Origin of the sequence: Chryseobacterium gregarium DSM 19109 (assembly GCF_000430845.1) — a bacterium.
In the GTDB taxonomy this organism is placed as follows: domain Bacteria; phylum Bacteroidota; class Bacteroidia; order Flavobacteriales; family Weeksellaceae; genus Chryseobacterium; species Chryseobacterium gregarium.
In genome coordinates this window covers 351,967-371,047 of record NZ_AUMU01000002.1, presented here as the reverse complement: position 1 = coordinate 371,047, position 19,081 = coordinate 351,967, and the positions used below count along the sequence as shown (strand labels likewise).

Here is a 19,081-nt window from a genome sequence, read left to right as displayed (position 1 = left end):
TCAATACAGCTCCGGGATTTATTTCCCGGAGCTTTTTTATGATCATTAATCAACTGTGTTGGTGAGTAAAAATCCTGTTCCGACCTATTCTGGTAATGTCCAGAATATTTTTTTGGAATAATTATTGATAGTTACTGATCGCATATCAAAAAATAAATATTATGAAAAAAGTAATGTTAGCAGCTGTTGTATTGGGATTAGTTACCATAAGCTGCGGAACCAAAGAATCTTCAATGTCAACAGCTACTTCGGACTCGACAGCAGCAGCAGCAGACAATACGATGCAGAGCACACCGGCAACCACAGACACGATGAACACCGCAAGAGTGGCTACTGACAGCGTGGCAGCGGGAACGGATTCAGCTGCTACTGCAACACCTGCCAGATAAATCCGGCATTTACCGGCATTAGAAAATCCACAATATAATTTTGTGGATTTTTTTTTACCATGTTCATATCTGCCTGTATAATCCGGCTCTGGACGTAATTCAATCTCCGTCTCATGGTATTGAAGTTTAAAAGGTATTTTTATCTTTTATCTTTTATCTTTTATCTTTTATCTTAATTGATTATATTTGATCGTACTAAACATTAAAAAACTGTTATGAGAACATTATTAGCGGGAGCTGTTTTAAGCGCTCTTTTTTTGGCAAGCTGTGCACAGAATAAAGAGAAACGGGAAGAATTTAAAGATGAGCACAATAAAGACCATATGAGAAATAATATGGGAGAAAGCGCAGCTTCTCATTCTGAATCTGCTACAGCCGACAGTATAAAAATGAAAGCCGACACGGCAGCAACAAAATAAATAGAAACCGCAGGACCTGACTTCTGCGGTTTTTTGTTTTTAAGAACAGATTGGAACTGAATACATCTTACGGTTAAAAAACATTATTTGAAAATAAAACCAGGTAAAACACCTTCTGATTTCACTTTTCCGCAAAATATATTTTAATACAATTACTATTTTACATTAATTTTTTTAATGGAATCTTACCCGTTAAAGAATTTATTGTTTTCATTTTATCATTTTAACTTAATCCCGGAAAAACAATCCAACTCAGGCTGTAACTATTTTTACCATACAGAGACTTATGTATTATCATAATTATTACATTTGTAATCAATAAAGAGTACTATGAAAAAACTGACAATATTCTCCGCCCTTTTTATCGGAGCCATGACTCTGGCACAGGGGATCAAATTTGAAGACACCAACTTCTCCACCATTCTGGCAAAAGCCAAAAAGGAAAACAAGCTTATATTCGTGGATGCCTACGCTTCATGGTGCGGACCTTGTAAACTGATGGTAAAGAATGTATTCCCGCAGAAGGCTGTGGGAGATTACTACAATTCGCACTTCGTTAATGCCAAGATTGACATGGAAAAAGGCGAAGGCGTTGATCTTGCCAAAAAATACAATGTGAAAGCCTTCCCTACTTATCTTTTTATCGACGGAAACGGTGAAGTGGTCCACAGAACCCTAGGCTATGTAGAGGAAAATGACTTCATCCAGTTTGCAAAAGATGCAGGTGATCCCGGTAAGAGATTAGGCACCTTAAAGCAAAAATTCGAAGCCGGCGAAAAAGATCCTGAATTCCTGAAAAACCTTGCCGGGCTTACTATTTACAATGATGCTGATTTTGCAGCAAGAGTAATGGAACGGTATTTCAGCGGTAAAACAGAATTTGACAAAGATGACGTTCAGATGCTGCTTTCCGGAACACAGAGCACCGAAAGCCCTCTTTACAAAACCTTCCAGGCAAAAAAAACGGAGATCACTAAAATCTTCCCTGCAGAAAAGTATGAAGCGTTCGATAAGAACGTCAAGCTGAATACCGTGATTAAAAAGTCCTACAATCCTGATACGAAAAAATGGAACGAGCCATACTTCATGACAGAGGCGCAGAAATTTATGACAAAGGATGAGGCCGTAAAAGTCCTGACCAGGATAAAAGCAGGAAGAGCCCTGAAAGATAAAGATATCCCGACCTATGAAAAGCTGACGATTGATCTTTACAAAGATCCCGCAGCAGCAGGTTCCGAGGAGCTGAATTCTGTGGCATGGAACTTTTTCGAGAATGTGACCAATAAGGAAGCTTTGCAGAAAGCCGTAACCTGGGCACAGGAATCGGTGAAGAAAGACGAGAATTATGCCAACACCGATACCCTGGCCAATCTTTACAATAAGATCGGGGATAAGAAAAATGCAAAAATCTGGGCTGAGAAATCCGTACAGCTGGCTAAAAGTTCAGGAGAAGATGCTTCCGATACGGAAAAACTTCTGAAAAGCTTACAAGTTCAATAGAATATAATTTATAAAAAATGAAAGGCTACCGCATTGCAGTAGCCTTTTTCATTTAATTAAAATTCTGATTATTTCTTTTCATGGGAACGAAGAATAAGTGATTAATCTAAGTGATTATTATTACTTCTATGCATTTTTTCAATTTTTCCTTTCAGTTCTTTAGGGGTAGTTCTTCCTGTGGCTACAAAATAAGCTCCTGCCGGATCATTCTGATAATCAACCCTTTTTTTTAAAAATCTTTGATAATCTGTATTGATTGCATTTTTAATGGGTGTAATTAACTCACTTATATTTTTCAGTTTTACCAGCGTAAAATGAAAAAAATCTCTATCATCATAGACTTCAACGACTAAACCGGGCAATCCTTTAAAGGTATAAGGCCCTTCGGAAACAGGAATCTCCTCTGTGTACCATGCCGTAATATTTTTATTACGGTATTTTCCTACTGCTTTTCTGCATCTATAAGTACTTATGATTTTAGTTTCATCTAGTAACGTCCAGTTCATTTTCTGATCGGATTCATAAGCATAGTTTACATTTAAAACCTTATCAAAAATTTCCAATTTATTTCCATTTTTAAATACTTCAGGAATAAAATGAGCTCTGGGAATTTTTGAAAAATCAAGAATAACCTTTCCGTTTACAGGATTTTGGAAGCTATTTCTGGCCGATTCCTTAGCCAAAGAATCATATCTGGCTTTCTGATCACTTTTGAAAATAGAAGTATTTTTACCAATCCATAAACCGGTTATTTCTTCTTTTCTGGTATTGATATCTGTTGTATCTATTAAAAATTTTGTTAGATAATTACATTTGATATTGGAACTTTCTAAGTTCTGAGCATAAAAAACATTAACAAAAAGTAATAAAATGAAAAGAAATATTCGCATAATTTAATTTGTATTTTAATAAAGTCATATTTCTGAGACTTTCTTTGATTTATATCTTATTATCCACCACAAAAGTGAAATATCGCCATTTCACCATTTTCATTCATGCAGTTCCAAGCGTCGTCCCATGTGGGAACGCCCGTGCCGTCACCCCAGCAAACTTGATCATTAATAAAAAAATCCTGACAAGGAATCCACATTGAATATTCAAAACATTGCATTCTTAATGCCTCAGATTCTGAGCATCTATTTTCCTGAACTGTTTCCTGTTTTTCTTTAGTGGCTTTTTTTTCGTCAATGTTTTTCGCGCTTATCAATCCGACAATTCCAAAAGCGGCTAATAAAATAAATTTTTTCATTTGGTTGAAATTTAAAATTAAACTATTTTTTTAAACTAAAAGTATTTCGCGAAACTTTTCCCAAAAATAAAATACTGTTCCCTACCCGGCAATTCCGTACAGAATAAAAAGCTATTCTATTTGGAATAAAAAGATTCTTATAAAAAGATTATCTTTACATTTCAATTTCCAAACATTATGAATAACAGCGTTGGTTTCAAAATAAAGAAACTGAGAGAACAGAAAGAAATGTCTCAGGAAGATCTGGCCTTTCGACTGGATGTTTCACAAAGCTATCTCAGCAAAATAGAAAACGGCAACATTGAAAAACTGGACTTTATTTTTATGCAGAGAGTCGCTGAATTTTTTAAAGTAGAACCCCAATACTTTTTAGAAGGTGATACGATTTTTAATGTAGAGACAAGCAATAATTCAGCTGTAGGCAATATCCATGTATCTACTATAAATAATAATACTGACATCGATTTGTTTAAAAGTCTGGCGCAAAACCAGGAACAGATCAGCAGGCAACAGGAACAGATTAGTCAACTCATGGAAATGCAGAATAAATTAATAGAAAGAATTTTAAAACCGTAATCAGTTTTACTTATGTCAATCATATAAAACCGCCGTCTGTAACAGACGGCGGTTTTATATGATAACAATTGAATTATTTACTTACTGAATAATGATTTAGTATTCAAACAAAATACTTCCCCATGTAAATCCGCTTCCGAAAGCGGAAAGAAGCACCAGGTCTCCCCTTCTGATTTTACCAAGCTCAATGGCTTCGCTTAATGCAATCGGAATGGAGGCTGCCGTTGTGTTGCCGTATTTCTGGATGTTGTTATGGATCTTTTCATCCGGCAGCCCGAACTTCTGCTGCACAAACTGGGCAATCCTGAGATTGGCCTGATGCGGGATGAACATATCCAGGTCATCAATGGTTTTTCCGGCTTTATCCAAAGCTTCCTGCATGGTTTCAGGGAATCGTGTAACCGCATTTTTAAATACGAAATTCCCGTTCATGATCGGGTACACTTCCTTATTGGTTACGTTTTCCGGCTCTTTTCTCATCCGGTCGCTCCATCCGAATTTGGATCCCGGGAACTGCGTACACAGTTCATCGGCAAATTTCCCTTCCGAGTGCATATTAACGGCTAAAATACCGCCTGCATTATCATCGATGGTTGCGGAAAGCACAACGGCTCCGGCCCCGTCCCCGAAGATCACGGAAACCCCTCTTCCTTCATCGGAAAAGTCCAGTCCGAAAGAATGAACCTCAGCCCCGACTACCAGAATATTTTTATACATTCCCGATTTGATGAAGGCATGGGCCACACTCATGGCATAAATGAATCCTGAACACTGGTTCCTCACATCCAGGGCCCCGATGGTATCACATCCCAGCATATCCTGAAGCAGGACGCCGCATCCCGGAAAATAATAATCCGGAGAAAGGGTGGCAAAAACAATATAATCAATATCCTGAGCCGTCAGTCCGGCATCAGCAATCGCTTTTTCTGAAGCTTTAAAACCTAAATAAGCAGTGGTTTCCTGAGAATCATTCCGGTTTTTACGGTGTCTTCTTTCCCTGATCCCCGTTCTTTCCGTAATCCACTCATCATTGGTATCCATTAGTGCAGCTAAATCATCATTCGTAACAACATTATCCGGAACATAAAATCCGATTCCTTTTATTGTACTTTTAATCATATAGTTTTTTAATTTTAACAAAGATAAACTTATTTAATACATCGTTTTTTAAAATACTTTATTTTTACGGTATGCCAATTGATACAATTTACAGAGATTCCCAGTGTGAATGGGTGGATGTGGAAGCTCCGACCGACGAAGACATCAAATATTTACATGAACGGTATAATATCAACCATCTTCTTCTGGAAGACACACTGGATCCTAACCATTTACCAAAATATGAAGAGAGCGGAAGCATCAGGTTTTTCCTCCTCCGTGAAAGCACTGAACTGGAGCGCAAAAATCTCAACACCATCAGCGATATCAGCACGAAAATCGGGATTTTCCTTTTAGGACAGACCATCATCACCGTCCACCGCATGAAAACCAAAAGCATTTCTGAAACAAGAAAGCAGATTTCGGATAATAAACAGGAAATGACTCCTGAAAGTATCATTTTGAAAATTGCTTTGCTGATCATGAAAAGTTTCGATGATGAATCGATCAGCCTGTTTGAAACCATGGACAATATCGAAAACGAAATTTTCCTGAAAAATACCAATCACACCAGCCAGATCCGGAGACTGTATAAACTGAAGAGAAAATCGGGACTGAACTTCAGGGTACTGACCATTTCTGCGGATGCGATCGATAAATTCAAGCTTCTGGGGCTTCAGGATTCTGAAGTAGTGGATTTAAAGGACAAACATAAAGATGTGGTTGCCGATTTCGATCACCTTAATATTCAGATTACCAACTTAATCGGCATGTTCCTGGCACTTTCGGATCAAAAAGCCAATCAGGTGATGAAGGTACTGGCGATCTATTCGGTTTACTTTTTGCCGATTACCTTTATTGCGGGATTATACGGAATGAACTTCGACAATATGCCGGAGCTGCATCAAAAATACGGTTATTTTATTACATTAGGCGTTATGGCTGTGGTTGTGATCTGTACCTTTATCTATGCCCGCAGGAAACAATGGTAACGGATCCGGGCATATGAAACCCTTTGGATAACATTTAATTTTGAATCAGGCAACAGGCAAACAACTACCAAAATTTAACGGATAAAAACTTAAATCCTATTTAAAAAAGTTAATTATCTGCTTGTTAATTTAAGAGGAATTAAAGCCGGACAATACATAAACTCATGACCTTCTTGCATGATAGCAAATCAAAAATCTGCCAATATCCACTGAATTTATTCTGTTCCTATGATACTCTAAAACACCAATACACAAGCCATGATACCTGAAACCCTGAACACGATTCTTGAAGACCCTATACTTTCGGCTCAGTCCAGAGAAAAACTGCAGGCCCTGTACACGAATATTTCGGCCAAAGAATTTTCTGATATTCTGGATGCGGAAGGCCACCAGTATGTAGAGTTCGTACAGGAAGGCGGCGGTGTCTGGGGTAGTGCGCTCGTGGGTTACCTGTACGGACTGGAGATTTTCGGGATCCGGTTCCTGAAGGTGGCAGGGACAAGTGCCGGAGCCATCAACACCATGCTGATTGCAGCCTGTAAAACGAAGGAAGAGGCCAAAAGCAAAGTCATCAGGGATATCCTGCTCAACTGGAAATTTGCTGATTTCATGGATGGAAAGCCGTATGTAAAAACGACCATCCATGCAATGCTCAACAATAAAAATTTCCTGAAAATCAATGCTTACATTGCCGTTACCGTACTCGTCGTGTTTGGAATCCTGGCCTTTGTTCTTCCGACGAAAGCCCTCTGGGAAACGAAAATACTTTTTTCCGTCCCATTACTGCTGGTGATCATCGGCGTAATTTACCTGATGAAGCTTTACCATGATCTGAAGACAAGGAATTCAGGGCTGAATCCGGGAAATACTTTTCTGACGCAGATGAAAGAGGTGCTGGATGGTTTCGGCATCAAAACCGTTGCCCAGCTTAATGAGAAATTTGTACAATCGGGGGGAAACCTTAACCTGGATTACCGCTATGGAAACGGTACGGAATATTATGACATCGCCCTGAAAAGCATCGATGAGATCCGTGAAAACAATAAAAAACATATCGACGAGATCCGGTACCGGATTTTCTTTGACAGCACGGTCAACAATGACTATTATAGGAAAGACCCTTTCTATCTGCTGAAATCCGAATATATTGTGGTGACCACCGATATCAATGCTAAAATAAAGGTTGAACTGCCGACAATGGCCAATCTGTACTGGTCTGAAGAGGAACTGAAGCACATCAGTCCGGCAGAATTTGTCCGTGCTTCCATGTCAGTCCCGTTCTTTTTTGAGCCGTTGCAGAAAAGGATCAATAAAGAAGATGACTCGGTGAAATACGCATGGAAATTCTGGATGAACACCCAGCCGGAACACATCCATCCTGTCGGCATTTTTATCGATGGCGGAAGCATTTCGAATTTCCCGATCGACCTCTTCCATGCTGCCGATATTTTTTATCCGAGGATGCCCTTGTTCGGCGTACAGCTGACCAGCGACTCGGATATCCTTTCCGAAAAAGGAAAAACCAGTGAAGAGATTTTAAAATCGCCCCTTACCTACGCAGGAAATATCATTGATACTTTAAGAGGCTTTAATGACAAGACGTTCCTGACCAAACATACCTTTTACCACCTGTTCAGCATCCAGAGCGTCAACTGCGGCACCAGCAGCTGGCTGAACTTCTTTATGAAACGGGAAGAAAAAGAAGAACTTTTCAACCGCGGATTCCGGGCGGCCCTGGATTTCCTCCATACTTTCGACTGGGAAAAATACAAATGCGAAAGAATGATGCTGTCCATGAAAGAGAAAAAGATTCTGAAAGAAGAGGATACGCCGACGGTGGGGTAACTGCAATATATCAATTTAATTAATCAACAAAATCATGATCAATAAAACAGACCTAAGAGAACCACTCAACATTCTGAATTCCGAAACGACTACTCCGCAAGAAGTCTTTCAGAACCAGACGCTGCGCCCCGTTTTAAAATTGCAGAATGACCTTTATTGGTCATTATTTATCAACTATGCCGTCCGCCAGAATGCAGATTTCAATTCTTTATCTGCTGCGAAAAAAAGCAATTTTATAGAACAAAGCCTTCAAAAAGACAGTGTATTGAAAAACATCTTCATCGGAATGACCATCGGGATGTTCACCCTTCAGGAATTGGAAATTTATCATCTAGACAGCAAAGTTTTTAATAAAAGGATTATTGCGATGCTGATTGAGAGATTGAAAAGTCAGGTGAAATGACAAAAATAATAAATTATGAATACATCTTCAAATGCTGCGGCGAAGAAAAGAAAACTGGCCTGCAATTGCTTATCATTCACCGTTTCTATATTAGGAATCTTTCGGGTAATAAAGTACTGAATAAATAATATGAATTGGATTATATCAAAAACGCAAATATCATTTCATACCAGTTTATATGAAATTTTAAAACCGATCTGGGAAGATCTTTCTGAATACAGCTGGGTTATCACAGATGTAGATTTTATAACTGATGACAACATTCCTCTTGATTTTGACCATGATTATTTTATATTTAACAGAAAAGAATTTGAAAAACTCTATCGATCCAGCACTCAGATTATCTGGGGAATTATCTCGGCTGTTCCTAAAGGAGTTCCATTAGAGACAAAGTTCATTTCAACCCTATCGGCAGAAGACGGAAGAGTATGGGAAAGTAACAAGTTTATAATTCCTGAATCTATTATTGAAATTATTGCTTTTGACAGCAGTTACACCATTGTAAAATTTAAAAATGAAAAACTTTCAAATAAGTTTAAAGAATATTTTCAGGAAGAGGCGGTAGACTTACAAAAATTTAAGAACAAATTCATCAGCTGAAAAAAGATTCCATAAAGATTTATTCCCTAACTGCGCAATATCGCGGATTATAATCCATGACAATCCCACTACTCTTTCTTCCACATCGGTTCATGCTCTGAAACCTTCTGATAAACCGGACAGTTTTCATTATGGGAATCACTAATATCAAAACCATACTATGATATTAACTCAATATTGTGGATTTATAATCTGTAATACAAACAGATAAAGCATATTTATACATTCAGCGTTAAAAAATTAACTATTTTTGCCGGAAGATTAAATCTGTAATTTAATTTTAATAACCTGTACAAATTCAATGAGAAAATTTTTTATTATTTCATCTATTCTGTTCCTTACCAATTTTTCTGCCCAAAGCTGGACCCAAACCGGTAAACTTACTCCCGTTATAAGAAGAGGCGGTGATTCATTTGGCTTTGATCTGCTGTTGAAAAATAATGTTTTATACAGCTCAGCATACGGAAACACTTATGATGCTGATGAGCAGAACAGCACCTTTAAGGCAGGAAGCTTTTATATTTTTGAGCGTCTGAATAATTTCTGGGTAAAGAAAAATAAACTTGTTCCCAATGACCGCGAGAGCAGTGATGAATTTGGGAAAAAGTTCGCTTTGGGTGACGATAATAAATTATTCATCAGTGCATGGCAAAAAAAATCAGGAACAAGTTTCGGGGTAGGAGCAGTTTATCTTTTTAATAAAGACAGCAATGGAAACTGGATCCAGGCACAGAAAATCACTCCTGCAACAGCAACTGCCTATACTTATTTCGGAAACAGGTTAAGTGCCGATTCTAATACACTAGCAGTAGGATCACAGGGTTCAAATGTTACTATTTATGAATATAACAGCGACACTCAGAAGTTCAATTTTAAGCAGACATTCCCTTCCACTTATAATGCAGATACTTATGTTTATAATAATAGAGTATTTGCAGGTGTTTCAACACAGAACGTGAATGGAACTGCAAATGCCGGACAAGTGATTATTTATAAGAAAAATATAACTTCGGATATTTGGGAAATCAACCAGACCATCAATTCTCCTGTTGCCGGTGATACCCAATTTGGATTTACTACGTATGCCAATGGAGATTATCTTTTTATAACTGCAGCTTATTATGCAAGGTTTGTTGCCGTATATAAGTTTAATGCTGCAACAGATCAGTATACGTATGTTCAGACCATTAGCAATGGATCAGGCTATTTCGGATCAGAAATTTCTATGGAAAACGATTTGCTTGCTATCGGTGCGCCCGGTGCTACCAATACAGCAGCGACAGGTGGGGGTGCCGTATTTCTATATAAACTGGAAAATAATCTCTGGGTACAAAAGCAGAAAATCTATAACAATGATTCAAATCCTTATGATGGATTCGGTTATGGATTAAGCGTAAATAACAATAGTATTGCAGTTGGCGCACCTGATCATGATTTTGACTCTGCAGGAGGTAATATTAATGCAAGTGCAGGGGCTGTTTATTTCTTTAATGATCTTTCCAGTTTAGGAACAAAAGAGCCCGTTGCATCCACCTCTTATCAGATCTATCCTAATCCGTTTATTGAAAATATTTCAGTCCGATTAGACAAGAAATATGATTACCTTACAACAGAGATTTTTGACATGTCAGGGAAAAAAATATACACAAACAGTTTTTCACGGAAACAAAGTTTAGATCTGAGCCTGAAATCACTTACATCCGGCATTTATCAACTAAATATATATTCAAAAGATAAAAAAATTATCACTTCACGAATAATCAAAAAATAATAATAAATTACATCTTATCATGTCTAGATAAATAAAAATTCTCAATCGCATTTTTCAGGTTGCCTTTGATGTCATTACTAATTTCGATCTGATGTTGCGAAGTATAATACATGACAAACCCACTACCCTTTCATCCACATCGGATTATGCTTCAAAACCTCATCATAAACAGAACAACTCTCATCATGACAGCCTTTTAAAAATCCAATGCTCATCAGGAATTCATTCACGATTTCCCCGCCGGTGAATTTGAATGTTTTTTTGAATAATTTCATCCATTCCGGTAAGGTTTTTGGGTGATGGTGTTCCAGCCATTTTTCAAATGAACCGAATTCTTCCTGCAGCCCGGTAATGGTTTTGGCATTTTCAATCGCGGCATTTACCTTCAGTCGGTTCCTGATAATTCCGGGATCACCCAGCAGCCTTTCGCGGTCTGTTTCCGTGTAAGCAGCCACTTTCTGGATATTAAAATCATCGTATGCTTTCCGGAAACCTTCTTCTTTCTTTAAAATCGTTTCCCAGCTCAGTCCCGCCTGGTTGATCTCCATCACCAACCTGCCGAACAGTTCATTGTCATCATGGATCGGGAAGCCGTAATGATGGTCGTGGTATTTTTTATGAAGGGCCTTCCTGCTTTCAGGCTGCATGTTTTCTATGGCTGAACAGTAACTCATTTCAGTATATTTTCGGTTTTCGTTAAAAATTTGTCTAAGGCATCTTTAATATCAATTCCTGTACGGTCTGCCAAAATAATCAGCCACCAGATGTTTTCTGCTAATTTATGCTCAAGTTCTTCTGCTGAATTGGCTTTTGGCCATGTTTTACCGTGCGACATTATATCTCTTCCCATTAAACCTGCATCTGTCAGAAAAGCCAAAGCATCCTGTTCCGCAGTCCATTCTTTACCGTTTTGCAGGGTTTCCAGCTGATGATATTTTTCTCTGATTTTCAGGGAACGCTGTATAATATTATCTAAATTATTCTGATGCATTTACATTTTATTTTTGAAATGATTGTCTGAATTCGTTTGGAGTCAGTTCGGTTTTCTTTTTGAATAATTTACTGAAAGACTGAGGATGCTCAAAACCCAGCTGGTAAGCTGTTTCTGAGACTGAAAACTGTTCATTCGACAAATAATCTTTCGCTCTTGCAATCAACCTATCGTGAATGTGATGCTGTGCATTCTGCCCGGTGTGCTGACGAAGCATATCGCTTAAATACCTTGCGGTGAGATTCAGTTCAGAAGCCAGATATTCTACTGTGGGGAGACCCTGAAGGCTTTTTTCCTCTTCAAAATAATCATCCAGAATCTTTTCCATTTTTGAAACCAGATCATTGTTCACCACTTTTCTGGTCATAAATTGACGATTGTAAAAACGATTGCTGTAGGTCAATAACAATTCAATCTGGGAAATCATCACATCCTGGCTGAAGTGGTCGATTCTCTCATTTAATTCACCCTGAATAGTGTTGAAAATACTTAAAACTGTTTTCTTCTCTTTTTCAGAAAGGTAAAGTGCTTCGGCCGCAGAGTAAGAAAAGAATCCGTATTTTTTTATTTTCTGAATTAAAGAATACGGCTGCAGAAAATCGGCATGAACATGAAGAGACATCCCGCTGTAATCGGCTTCTTCTTCATTCATTTTAAGAATCTGACCGGGAGAAACAAAGGACATTCCGCCTTCCTCAAAATCGTAATACCCCTGTCCGTATTTTATTTTTCCGTTGAATTTTGTCTTCAATGAAATTTTATAAAAATCAAGCTTAATCCCGTTTTCAAAATTTTCCGGATCAAAAACCGCTTCACCGTAATTGATAATGCTAATCAACGGATGCAACGGCGCAGATTGCCCCATTGCTTCATGCAACGCCGACAAAGACCTGAAATGAACCGGAGATTTATTTGTTTTCATCCTGTAAATATAATGTAGATTTGTGACAACTGTCTGGCAGTAGGAATTAATTATAAAGTGGAAAAACTAAGTTGTATATCTAACATCTGTCTAAAACATAAATCCGTCTTTCACTTTTTGCACATAATTTTCAATTCCGGTTTTATTTCTTTCATCATATAAGGCATTGGCATCTTTTCCGGCAATATACCTTAATTGTGGCTTTCCATCGGTCGCTGCTTCGAAAATGACGGCAGCAATGTCTTCCGGTTTTGAATAATTGGCAATCTGTTCCGGACTGTACCCTTCCTGAACTTTTGAAATCAATTTCCCGTAAGATTCATGAAAGGCCCCATCCAGAGACCGGCCCGCAAAGTCAGTCTGAATGCCGCCAGGAGCAATAATTTTTACTTTTATTCCAAATTGAGCCAATTCATAGCCCAAACTTTCTGAAAACCCGTCAACCGCAAATTTTGTAGCGCTGTAAACAGAACAGGTTGGGAAACCTGATAATCCAAAAGTAGAAGTCACATTCATTAAAACCCCTTCTCTCTTATGCCTGAAATAAGGAGTGAAAGCTTTTGTCACCCGAATTACTCCCATTAAATTCGTTTCAATCTGCCTGTGAATCTGATCGTCTGTAAAAGCTTCCAAGGGTCCGATTAATCCGTAGCCCGCATTATTTAAAACCACATCAATGGTATGATTTTCCAACACCTCAGCGATTGTTTTTTCCACCTCATCTTTCTCTGAAACATCCATTTTTAAAACGGTTACATTTTCCAGTTGGATAAGTTCTGTTTCTTTTTCGGGATTTCTCATAGTGGCAATAACATTCCAGCCTTTTGACTGAAATAATTTTGCCGTTGTTTTTCCTAAACCTGATGATGCTCCTGTAATAAAAATTGTTTTCTGCATTGTAATTTTATTTAAAACTGATACTGCAAATGTCTTTAGAAATGAGAACTCCCACGTAGCCGGATTGAGTTTATTCGTAGGCATTTTGACGAATCTCAATGACAAAAGATTCATCTCCCATACAATCAGTCCGGGAAATCAGCTACGGACATCATTCCTGTAACAGGAAGTTATTATGATTCCGGAGATATGATAAACGATGATGCCATTTTTATTTTTTCGTAGGGACAAAAATCTATGTGAACGTGAGAGGTTTCAGACAACAAAAATAATCCTCCGGAAATATTCCGGAGGATTTAATATGAATTGAATAAAATTTAATGCATCGCTTCGCTCAAATCTATTTTTTCCTTGCTCTTCCGTTCTTTTACAAATAAAATAAACGGAATACAGATAAGAAATGCTATTCCCAGATAAAGGAAGACATCCATATAGGAAAGTACGGTGGCCTGCTTGGTTACTGACAGATCCAAAATCTTGTAGGCGGCATTCATTGCGGCATCGGGAGTCATTCCTTTTGCCGTGAAGCTTGCTTTCAAAGCATTCAGCCTCTGCTGAACGGCAAAATCGGTTTCATCGAGATGGGAAATTAAATTGACCCTGTATTTCTGACTCGCATTGGCAATAAATGTAGTTATGGCTGCGATTCCGAAGGATCCTCCGAGCTGTCTCATCATCCCTGTAAAGGCCGCTCCCTGTCCGATTTCCTGACCTTTCAAAGTACTTAGTGACAGTGATGTGATCGGGATAAATAACAATCCGAGACCTGCTCCTCTCACCATCAGCATCCAGAAAAAGGCTTCTTTACTCGTATCGGGTGTCAAAATTTTGTATCCCCAGAAACTGTATATAAAAAATACGAATAGTCCTAAAGCTACCAAAATCTGCTGTTTAGCTCCTTTTGAAAGCAGCCGTCCGATAATCGGCATCATAAAAGCGGTGGTTAATGCTGCCGGAATCATTAAAGCGCCTGACTGCAAAGCCGTCCAGCCTAAGATACTCTGTGTATACAGCGGAACGATAAACGTAGAACCATACAAACCAAATCCCAATACAAAGGACATTGCCGTACCGATCCTTAGGTTACTGTTCTTTAAAACCCTGAGTTCAACAATCGGATATTTAAAGGTAAGCTCCCGCCAGAGGAATAAGATAAATCCTAAGACTGCCGAGGCGGTAAATGTGACAATCATTCCGCTTTCAAACCAGTCTTCCTCATGGCCTCTTTCCAAAATAAACTGTAAGGAACCCACTGTGATGGCCAATAAAGCAATACCGATCCAGTCTACATCAGATATCTTACGTTTCTCTGCATATTGCGGACTTTTCACAAACTGTAAAGTCATTAAGACCGCAGCAATACCAATCGGAATATTAATATAGAAAATATACGGCCAGCTGAAATTATCAACAATATAACCTCCGAGAGGCGGGCCTAAGGTAGGGCCAATAATTACGCCCAAACCATAAATCGCCTGAGCCATACTTCTTTTCTCCACCGGATAAGATTCCGTAATGATCGTCTGCGAAGTTACCAACAGCGCTCCTCCACCAATCCCCTGACACAACCTGAAAAACACCAGTTCCCAGATATTGTCTGCATTCCCGCATAAGAATGAAAATATGGTGAAAATAACAATGGAAGCCGCAAAATAGTTTCTTCGCCCGAACTGCTGGGACAGCCAGCTCGTCATCGGTACAATAATTACATTACCGATTGCATACGCTGTAATCACCCAGCCCACTTCAGAAAGCGTGGCTCCAAGATTCCCTTTCATTTCATTCAGGGCAACATTGACAATAGTGGAGTCAACAATTTCAAGCAAAGCGCAAAGGATAGCCGTAATCGTAATGATGACTCTCCGCGCTCCGTATTCTACTAATGAATCTTGCATAGTTTTTAATGTAAAATGTATTTCAGTAACATGCAGTAATGAATTAACCGGAGATACCGGATTACGGATACATCATACATTGATACCTGGATACTTAATTTTATTTAAGAGAAACCTCTGCTTTTACGTTCATTCCCGTTCTCAATCTTTTTGCAATGTTCTTATCAAGATTCACAAAATCTATTTTTACAGGAAGCCTCTGAACCACTTTCACGAAGTTCCCGCTGGCGTTATCCGGAGGAAGAATTGAGAATGTAGATCCTGTTGCAGGGGAAAATGAGCTTACAACTCCTTCAAATTCCTGATCAGGAAAAGCATCGATCTCGATTTTCACTTTCTGGCCTTCCACCATTTTATCCACCTGGGTTTCTTTAAAGTTGGCCACTACCCATTTCTGGTCGTTTTTAACCAGGGCAAACAGCTGGGAACCGGCCTGAAGGTATTGCCCGGCCTGGATCGGAACTTTCCCTACGTATCCGTCCTCAGGAGCAAGAATTACCGTATAAGACAGGTTTAATTTCGCATTTTCCACATCCACTTCCCTTTGCTTGGCTACGGATCCGGCAACGCTGATCTGCTGGGAACTTGCTGCCGTCTGGGAAGAAGCAATATTGGTCTGCTGGGCAATCTGGTTTCTCTGGTCCACTAAAACCTGCAGTTGTCTGTCAGCAGTCTGTTTTGCCGCCAAAGCCTGTTCGTACTGTTGTTCTGTAATGGAATGGTCCTTTACCAGATTCGCATATCTTTTTAAGTCCTGAGAGGTTTTCCATACGTTTACTTTGGCCGCTTCAATCTGCGCATTGGCCGTAGTAACTGCCGCCTGGGAAGACCCTATATTTTTAGAAGTGGCCGTAGTGGAAGCTTCTGCATTGGAAATGTTGCTTTTTGCAGTGGTCAAAGCAGCTTCAGCCTGCTGAAGGGCCATTTTCTGATCTTTGCTATCCAGAATAACCAGTGTATCCCCTTTTTTCACAAACTGGTTATCCTTTACTTTTACCTGGATAACATAGCCTGAAATTTTAGAAATTACGGGAGACATGTTGGAAGTAATCTGGGCATCATCAGTTTCTTCGTGAGACTGACCGTAGGTATAGGTATTGTATCCGTAAATTCCTCCTCCAATTAAAACAACCGCCAGGATAATAGGAAAAACCAGACTTTTTTTCTTCTTTGGCTCAACCGCTTGTGTAGTATTATTTTCCATTTTGGGTATCGTTCTTAAGTTTTTTTATTTAATAGTTAAAGTTCCTGTTGTTTGTAATAGTTTTCTGTAGGCCAGCGCTGCATCCGCCTTTGCGTTGATTACCCCGACATTAGCCGAGATTTGTGCTGCGTCTGCATCCAACAGTTCCGTCATGGTTGCCAGGCCGTTGTCATATTTATTTTTGGTAATCCTGTAATTTTCATTGGCCTGCTCTGCAGATTTTTCAAAAACAGCGATTCTCTTTTTGGAATAATCGGTATTCTGATATTCCCTGTTCACATCAAGCTTAATATTGTCATTCAACAGTTCATTGTTGGCAGCCAGCTGCATTTCCCTTGCCTGAGACTGTTTTAGGGAAGAATTTTCTTTCCAGAGATTGGACAGGTTATATGAAATTCCCACTCCGACATTCACGGCATTGTAGATGGTTAAGAATTTAGGAATATCTGCTGCTACATACCCTCCGGTCAGCGCAATGGAAGGAAGGTTTTCCGCTTTTGCCGATTTCGTCCCTAATGCGGCTGCCTGTCTCTGCTTTTCAAGGGCCTGAAGGTCTTTACGGTTTTCCCTGGCAGTATTCAGATAGAAATCAACCGCTTTTACCTCCTCTCCTTCTTCAATATAATTCTGGTCCACTTCAATTTCGGTGGCTTCAGGAAGGCCGAGCAATAAGTCCATATTGATGTTGGCGATATTGTAATTGTTCCTGGCTTCCAGCAGCTGCAGCTCAATGTTCGAGGTCTGAAGGTTTGCCTTTAAACGGTCATTCCTTGCAATCACCCCGTTATTTTCAAGTTTAAGGAAAGTCTCATCTCTTTTTTGGGAAGCAGACAGGTTTTCCTCCAGTACTTTAATCGACTGATTAGCCTTGAAAAGATTGTTATAAGCCTGGGCAACATTATAAGCAATTGAAATTTTGTTGTTTTCAGTGCTCAGCTTAGAGGCTTCCACCAGATATTTTGCAGATTCGATACCGTATTTTATTCTTCCCCCGCTGTATACCGGAACACTGAGGTTGGCAGATCCGTAGGCTACCTGATGAACTTCAGGGCCGCCTTCGCTGGATACTCCCGGAAGCTTGAGATTAATATTCGGCTTCAGCGGAAGGTACAGGTAGCTCCCCGAAACGGTGAGTTCCGGCAACTGTCTGTTTTTAGCTTCCAACAAGTCTGCCGTAGCCTCTTCGATGTTTGCAGCATCAATCTTAAGGCTTTTACTGTTCCGGATGCCCAACTGCACGGCTTCATCAAGAGTAAGCATCTTTTTCTCCTGCGCATGCATGCTTGCAAAACCCGCAAAGAGGGCCAGTGCAATAACTGAGTTATTCATTCTCTTCATAACCTAAAAGGTCTTTTAATAAGTATTTTATATGTGTATTAAGCTCTGTGTAATATTTTTCGTCAAAAACGTTTTCATCCTCCGTATTGTTCAGGAATTCTTTATACATCTCCTTGGCATTGGAGGCGTAAAACAGGGTTCCGCTTACGGTTGCATGAAGCAGATAGACCGGTGGGTTTTTCTTAAAAATGCCTTTCTTCAGACCGCTTTCAAATATTTTCGAGTACATGGAAATGAACCCGATTTTGGTCTGCTTCAGAAATTCCACAATCTGTGGATTCTGGGTATGAAGCTGCTCCCGCTGCATAATCCTGTAAAAACATTTATGGTTTCTTACCCTGCTCGCAAACTGGTCTACAATCTTTTCTATTTTTTCCCATTCATTAATATCCGTCCTTTCTATGGTATCTTTTGAAAAAAACTGTCCTTCACTCATTCTGTATTCCACCAGCTTTTCATAAAGTTTTTCCTTGGAACCGAAATAATAAGAAATCATAGAGATATTCACATTGGCAGCCCTTGCGATTTCCCGGGTCGAGGTTCCTTCGAAACCATTTTCGGCAAAAAGCTTTTCAGCGGCAAACAATATATTTTCTTCTTTTGAAATCATGTATACTTTTCAATTTTTTCGGGTACAAATTTACAACAGATTTTTACACAAATCAAACGATTGATTGATTTTTATTTAAATTTAATTTTTTTTTAATATTTATAACTTAAAGCTAAGCAGATGGACTGACGAAACTTATTTTTTGGGAAATAAAAAGATTACATATTATTAACAAAGTAAATCAATTAAAATGATGAGCGAATTACCATGTGGATTGAAATAGGGAAAATTTGACCGTGACATTACTGGAACATTTTAAAGATAATATTCCGATTCTGATCTAAAGGCTGCTATTGAGGTCAAAGGAATACAACCAGAGTGAAAAGGAGTATCTTATCATACCAGGAATTATTTCAAAGTACAAAAACCGGAAGACGGGCGA

General features: G+C 39.0%; 20 protein-coding genes. 9 read left to right on the top strand and 11 right to left on the bottom strand.

Annotated elements, in window-relative coordinates; genetic code table 11:
• Nucleotides 1-161: 161 nt before the first annotated feature.
• The 3 genes from H561_RS0104550 (at nt 162) to H561_RS0104535 (ending at nt 2,308) form a co-directional block, all read left to right on the top strand.
• A complete protein-coding gene (locus H561_RS0104550; protein ID WP_027385944.1) occupies nt 162-389 on the top strand; it encodes a hypothetical protein in 228 nt (75 codons plus the stop codon).
• 215 nt (nt 390-604) lie between these two features.
• The gene (locus H561_RS0104540; RefSeq protein ID WP_027385943.1) at nt 605-808 is read left to right on the top strand and encodes a hypothetical protein; all 204 of its coding nucleotides are present in this window, start codon (nt 605-607) and stop codon (nt 806-808) included.
• Between the two features lie 330 nt (nt 809-1,138).
• A complete protein-coding gene (locus H561_RS0104535; RefSeq protein WP_027385942.1) occupies nt 1,139-2,308 on the top strand; it encodes a thioredoxin family protein in 1,170 nt (389 codons plus the stop codon).
• Between the two features lie 101 nt (nt 2,309-2,409).
• On the opposite strand, the gene H561_RS0104530 is transcribed toward H561_RS0104535, so the two are convergent.
• Complete coding sequence (locus tag H561_RS0104530; RefSeq protein WP_027385941.1) at nt 2,410-3,198, bottom strand: GLPGLI family protein; 789 nt, start codon at nt 3,196-3,198, stop codon at nt 2,410-2,412.
• Nucleotides 3,199-3,257: 59 nt separating this feature from the next.
• Entirely contained in the window at nt 3,258-3,557 is a 300-nt protein-coding gene (locus tag H561_RS0104525) for a hypothetical protein (RefSeq protein WP_027385940.1), read from the bottom strand.
• Between the two features lie 177 nt (nt 3,558-3,734).
• Here H561_RS0104525 and H561_RS23210 point away from each other — a divergent pair, with 177 nt between their 5' ends.
• Nucleotides 3,735-4,133, top strand: a complete 399-nt coding sequence (locus H561_RS23210) for a helix-turn-helix domain-containing protein (protein WP_051349299.1) — start codon at nt 3,735-3,737, stop codon at nt 4,131-4,133.
• 96 nt (nt 4,134-4,229) lie between these two features.
• On the opposite strand, the gene H561_RS0104515 is transcribed toward H561_RS23210, so the two are convergent.
• Nucleotides 4,230-5,252, bottom strand: coding sequence for a 3-oxoacyl-ACP synthase III family protein (locus tag H561_RS0104515; RefSeq protein ID WP_027385939.1), 1,023 nt, complete (start codon nt 5,250-5,252; stop codon nt 4,230-4,232).
• A 71-nt stretch (nt 5,253-5,323) separates the two neighbouring features.
• Here H561_RS0104515 and H561_RS0104510 point away from each other — a divergent pair, with 71 nt between their 5' ends.
• The 5 genes from H561_RS0104510 (at nt 5,324) to H561_RS0104490 (ending at nt 10,842) form a co-directional block, all read left to right on the top strand.
• On the top strand, nt 5,324-6,223 hold the full coding sequence (locus tag H561_RS0104510) for a magnesium transporter CorA family protein (protein WP_027385938.1): 900 nt from the start codon (nt 5,324-5,326) through the stop codon (nt 6,221-6,223).
• Nucleotides 6,224-6,481: 258 nt separating this feature from the next.
• On the top strand, nt 6,482-8,068 hold the full coding sequence (locus tag H561_RS0104505; RefSeq protein ID WP_027385937.1) for a patatin-like phospholipase family protein: 1,587 nt from the start codon (nt 6,482-6,484) through the stop codon (nt 8,066-8,068).
• A gap of 34 nt (nt 8,069-8,102) precedes the next feature.
• Complete coding sequence (locus tag H561_RS0104500) at nt 8,103-8,471, top strand: hypothetical protein (protein ID WP_034761323.1); 369 nt, start codon at nt 8,103-8,105, stop codon at nt 8,469-8,471.
• Nucleotides 8,472-8,600: 129 nt separating this feature from the next.
• Nucleotides 8,601-9,071 carry a hypothetical protein gene (locus H561_RS0104495; RefSeq protein ID WP_027385935.1) on the top strand — a complete coding sequence of 157 codons (471 nt, stop codon included), beginning with the start codon at nt 8,601-8,603 and terminating at the stop codon, nt 9,069-9,071.
• Nucleotides 9,072-9,372: 301 nt separating this feature from the next.
• Nucleotides 9,373-10,842: a T9SS type A sorting domain-containing protein gene (locus H561_RS0104490; RefSeq protein ID WP_027385934.1), complete on the top strand. Its 1,470-nt coding sequence runs from the start codon at nt 9,373-9,375 to the stop codon at nt 10,840-10,842.
• 122 nt (nt 10,843-10,964) lie between these two features.
• Here the strand turns inward: H561_RS0104490 and H561_RS0104485 are convergent, their stop codons facing one another.
• The 8 genes from H561_RS0104485 to H561_RS0104450 form a co-directional block, all read right to left on the bottom strand.
• Nucleotides 10,965-11,516: a DNA-3-methyladenine glycosylase I gene (locus H561_RS0104485; protein WP_027385933.1), complete on the bottom strand. Its 552-nt coding sequence runs from the start codon at nt 11,514-11,516 to the stop codon at nt 10,965-10,967.
• Nucleotides 11,513-11,833, bottom strand: a complete 321-nt coding sequence (locus tag H561_RS0104480) for a nucleoside triphosphate pyrophosphohydrolase family protein (RefSeq protein WP_027385932.1) — start codon at nt 11,831-11,833, stop codon at nt 11,513-11,515. The genes H561_RS0104485 and H561_RS0104480 overlap by 4 nt, the downstream gene beginning before the upstream one ends.
• 7 nt (nt 11,834-11,840) lie before the next feature.
• Nucleotides 11,841-12,755 (bottom strand): helix-turn-helix domain-containing protein, encoded by a 915-nt coding sequence (locus H561_RS0104475; RefSeq protein WP_034761319.1) that lies wholly within the window; start codon nt 12,753-12,755, stop codon nt 11,841-11,843.
• A gap of 90 nt (nt 12,756-12,845) precedes the next feature.
• Nucleotides 12,846-13,652: an SDR family oxidoreductase gene (locus H561_RS0104470; protein ID WP_027385930.1), complete on the bottom strand. Its 807-nt coding sequence runs from the start codon at nt 13,650-13,652 to the stop codon at nt 12,846-12,848.
• 317 nt (nt 13,653-13,969) lie between these two features.
• Nucleotides 13,970-15,547, bottom strand: coding sequence for a DHA2 family efflux MFS transporter permease subunit (locus H561_RS0104465; RefSeq protein ID WP_027385929.1), 1,578 nt, complete (start codon nt 15,545-15,547; stop codon nt 13,970-13,972).
• Between the two features lie 100 nt (nt 15,548-15,647).
• The gene (locus H561_RS0104460; RefSeq protein WP_027385928.1) at nt 15,648-16,751 is read right to left on the bottom strand and encodes an HlyD family secretion protein; all 1,104 of its coding nucleotides are present in this window, start codon (nt 16,749-16,751) and stop codon (nt 15,648-15,650) included.
• 24 nt (nt 16,752-16,775) lie between these two features.
• The gene (locus H561_RS0104455) at nt 16,776-18,089 is read right to left on the bottom strand and encodes a TolC family protein (RefSeq protein WP_027385927.1); all 1,314 of its coding nucleotides are present in this window, start codon (nt 18,087-18,089) and stop codon (nt 16,776-16,778) included.
• Nucleotides 18,073-18,699: a TetR/AcrR family transcriptional regulator gene (locus H561_RS0104450; protein WP_027385926.1), complete on the bottom strand. Its 627-nt coding sequence runs from the start codon at nt 18,697-18,699 to the stop codon at nt 18,073-18,075. Before H561_RS0104450 ends, H561_RS0104455 begins: the two co-directional genes overlap by 17 nt.
• Nucleotides 18,700-19,081 lie beyond the last annotated feature (382 nt).

What these genes read in the sequence shown, in the direction of transcription:
- H561_RS0104550 (WP_027385944.1), top strand. Translation starts at nt 162, where the DNA reads ATGAAAAAAGTAATGTTAGCAGCTGTTGTATTGGGATTAGTTACCATA.
- H561_RS0104540 (WP_027385943.1), top strand. Translation starts at nt 605, where the DNA reads ATGAGAACATTATTAGCGGGAGCTGTTTTAAGCGCTCTTTTTTTGGCA.
- H561_RS0104535 (WP_027385942.1), top strand. Translation starts at nt 1,139, where the DNA reads ATGAAAAAACTGACAATATTCTCCGCCCTTTTTATCGGAGCCATGACT.
- H561_RS0104530 (WP_027385941.1), bottom strand. Translation starts at nt 3,198, where the DNA reads ATGCGAATATTTCTTTTCATTTTATTACTTTTTGTTAATGTTTTTTAT.
- H561_RS0104525 (WP_027385940.1), bottom strand. Translation starts at nt 3,557, where the DNA reads ATGAAAAAATTTATTTTATTAGCCGCTTTTGGAATTGTCGGATTGATA.
- H561_RS23210 (WP_051349299.1), top strand. Translation starts at nt 3,735, where the DNA reads ATGAATAACAGCGTTGGTTTCAAAATAAAGAAACTGAGAGAACAGAAA.
- H561_RS0104515 (WP_027385939.1), bottom strand. Translation starts at nt 5,252, where the DNA reads ATGATTAAAAGTACAATAAAAGGAATCGGATTTTATGTTCCGGATAAT.
- H561_RS0104510 (WP_027385938.1), top strand. Translation starts at nt 5,324, where the DNA reads ATGCCAATTGATACAATTTACAGAGATTCCCAGTGTGAATGGGTGGAT.
- H561_RS0104505 (WP_027385937.1), top strand. Translation starts at nt 6,482, where the DNA reads ATGATACCTGAAACCCTGAACACGATTCTTGAAGACCCTATACTTTCG.
- H561_RS0104500 (WP_034761323.1), top strand. Translation starts at nt 8,103, where the DNA reads ATGATCAATAAAACAGACCTAAGAGAACCACTCAACATTCTGAATTCC.
- H561_RS0104495 (WP_027385935.1), top strand. Translation starts at nt 8,601, where the DNA reads ATGAATTGGATTATATCAAAAACGCAAATATCATTTCATACCAGTTTA.
- H561_RS0104490 (WP_027385934.1), top strand. Translation starts at nt 9,373, where the DNA reads ATGAGAAAATTTTTTATTATTTCATCTATTCTGTTCCTTACCAATTTT.
- H561_RS0104485 (WP_027385933.1), bottom strand. Translation starts at nt 11,516, where the DNA reads ATGAGTTACTGTTCAGCCATAGAAAACATGCAGCCTGAAAGCAGGAAG.
- H561_RS0104480 (WP_027385932.1), bottom strand. Translation starts at nt 11,833, where the DNA reads ATGCATCAGAATAATTTAGATAATATTATACAGCGTTCCCTGAAAATC.
- H561_RS0104475 (WP_034761319.1), bottom strand. Translation starts at nt 12,755, where the DNA reads ATGAAAACAAATAAATCTCCGGTTCATTTCAGGTCTTTGTCGGCGTTG.
- H561_RS0104470 (WP_027385930.1), bottom strand. Translation starts at nt 13,652, where the DNA reads ATGCAGAAAACAATTTTTATTACAGGAGCATCATCAGGTTTAGGAAAA.
- H561_RS0104465 (WP_027385929.1), bottom strand. Translation starts at nt 15,547, where the DNA reads ATGCAAGATTCATTAGTAGAATACGGAGCGCGGAGAGTCATCATTACG.
- H561_RS0104460 (WP_027385928.1), bottom strand. Translation starts at nt 16,751, where the DNA reads ATGGAAAATAATACTACACAAGCGGTTGAGCCAAAGAAGAAAAAAAGT.
- H561_RS0104455 (WP_027385927.1), bottom strand. Translation starts at nt 18,089, where the DNA reads ATGAAGAGAATGAATAACTCAGTTATTGCACTGGCCCTCTTTGCGGGT.
- H561_RS0104450 (WP_027385926.1), bottom strand. Translation starts at nt 18,699, where the DNA reads ATGATTTCAAAAGAAGAAAATATATTGTTTGCCGCTGAAAAGCTTTTT.